The sequence below is a fragment of the Blastomonas sp. 34TW genome, from assembly GCF_059803595.1.
Genome location: NZ_JAPFGW010000042.1, coordinates 1 through 1,914, shown reverse-complemented (window position 1 = coordinate 1,914; position 1,914 = coordinate 1). Strand labels below are relative to the sequence as shown.

General features: G+C 56.6%; 4 protein-coding genes. All 4 read right to left on the bottom strand.

Annotation, left to right across the window (positions count from 1 at the left end):
* Positions 1-245: 245 nt before the first annotated feature.
* Positions 246-521 carry a hypothetical protein gene (locus OPU69_RS19875; RefSeq protein WP_482758353.1) on the bottom strand — a complete coding sequence of 92 codons (276 nt, stop codon included), beginning with the start codon at positions 519-521 and terminating at the stop codon, positions 246-248.
* Between the two features lie 30 nt (positions 522-551).
* Complete coding sequence (locus OPU69_RS19870) at positions 552-1,043, bottom strand: hypothetical protein (protein WP_066110830.1); 492 nt, start codon at positions 1,041-1,043, stop codon at positions 552-554.
* Between the two features lie 40 nt (positions 1,044-1,083).
* Entirely contained in the window at positions 1,084-1,473 is a 390-nt protein-coding gene (locus OPU69_RS19865; protein WP_482758355.1) for a hypothetical protein, read from the bottom strand.
* Between the two features lie 250 nt (positions 1,474-1,723).
* The coding region (locus tag OPU69_RS19860; RefSeq protein WP_498513291.1) for a hypothetical protein at positions 1,724-1,914 on the bottom strand (191 nt) is incomplete at its 5' end.

Below are 1,914 nucleotides of genomic sequence, written 5' to 3'. Positions count from 1 at the left end.
CGGCAAATTACAGCTTCCTTCGAAAGGCCCGGGCGCTGCCCGGGTTTTTCATGTCTGCGTCGCTGACCTCCCTTTCACATGCACCAGCTGGTGCGGCGATCCCTGGCAGCGTTCGGGCGCGTTTCACCGCGCGCAGAAGCGCTTGTTTGCCATTCGGTCTGTTGCTAGAAAGCGAGGTGAACTTGGCGCTCTGGCAACAGGATGCGTTAAAGGGGGTCCCGTTGGCGCGGGGCCCCCTTTCAATTTCAGAGTATCATCGGTTGTCCTTCAGATGTTTCAGGTGGCCTGACGCTCAGCGTTTTCGCCACGATCGCCGTGATGATCGCCTCTCGGGACGACAGATCATCCCTTTTTAGCTCGTCAATCATCTCGATCATGGATGCTGGCAGCCAGATTTCGAGGGGGCGCAAACCATCCTGACGGCGTTTTCGTCTTTGCTCCGCTTTCCGGTGCTGCGCCATGTTTGCGCTTCGCAGTGAGGCACGTGACGTCTGCCCGTGACCAGTCACGCGGTTCGTCATGCAGCGCGGGCTCGTTTCGCCGGACAAGGCTCAAGCATACGCATGTTCAAAACCGCCGCCGTTATGCCGGCTTTCAAGCGACATGTGGTGTTTGGCGATGGCCGACGATGTCTTACGGGCGATCGTGTCACACAGGCTTTGACGGATGGTCTCGAACTGCCCTTCGCAGGCTGCGAGTTCGCTTGGTAGCCGGGCCGCCAGTGCGACGGCAACCAATGCCGTCGTTTCGCAGCATGGGTCTTCGTAGGAGCTCGCGCTTTCATAGCACAGCAGAACGAGGCCTGCGCGGATAGGGTCGATTTTCAGATGGAGCAGGACGCGTTGGAATTCGTCGATCGTCAGATTTCCATCTTCGACCTTGTCGAAGAACTTCTTCCGCCGACTTTCTTTGATCACGCCTTCATCGGTCAATTTGCGCAAGCTTGTGTTCTGCAGCCTCATCTGTTCCTTGATGAGCGCTGCATACAGTTGGTTTACGCTGTGAGCTCTGCTGGCGACTCCATCTTCCGTCCCTTCGCACATGCGTGCCTCCACGATCCCATGTATTCCACTCCATGCAGTTTCATAGTTTGACTTTGCCGATTTGCATTTTGCAAGCGGAAAATTCGCCTTCCGCTACCAACATTGCGCAGAAAATCAGTGTTTCTCGCACCCCGCAATGAGTCTTGGTAGCAGCGTTCAGCTCGGCTTTCAGCCGCTCAACCGCCGCGTTGTCCGTGGAATTGAGACGGACGTAGATCCGAACGGGTCCGTCAACAGGAAGCAGGGTCTCCAGCGCCGTGGAATGTCCATCTTTGAGGGCTGGGTACCGCTCCAGCGCATGGAGAATGACGTCTTTGAACGTCACAAAGCGCGTCTGCTCGAGGCTGAGTGCTGCGATGGCCCTGACGATATCTTCGAAGGCGTGTGCGCTGATGGAAATCTCGTGGGCTACATGCGTGCTTTTGCTCAATTCGATCTCCTTTCTCTGGATGTGCCAATGTCTGAACTTGTCATCCTGCAACCGCGCGGTTTCCGGGTCATCCTTTTTGCGAATTTTTACCCGTGGGGCGGATTCCTCTCCACCTTGGGGCGGATTTTCACCCGCTGTGGGGCACAAACATCCCCGGTGTGGGTCGCAAATTGGACCACGGTGGGAAATTCTCATTCCCAGGCTGGGAGCGAATCGAATCCTGGGCGGGGTCCAATTCTGCCCCAATCTCTCATTTCCTTCGAAATCCTGACACTTCGGTGTTGAGAAAAGGTTCTCCTCGGGCGGATTTTGGCTGTGGCGGCAGACGCCAGCATCCAACCGAAAGGGAAATCTCAATGACAAGACTCGATCTGAAGAATCGCAGCGGCACGCTTGCTGTTGCGATTGCGGCGCTCGCAGCCGCCAGCGTGTTCGGCGCTG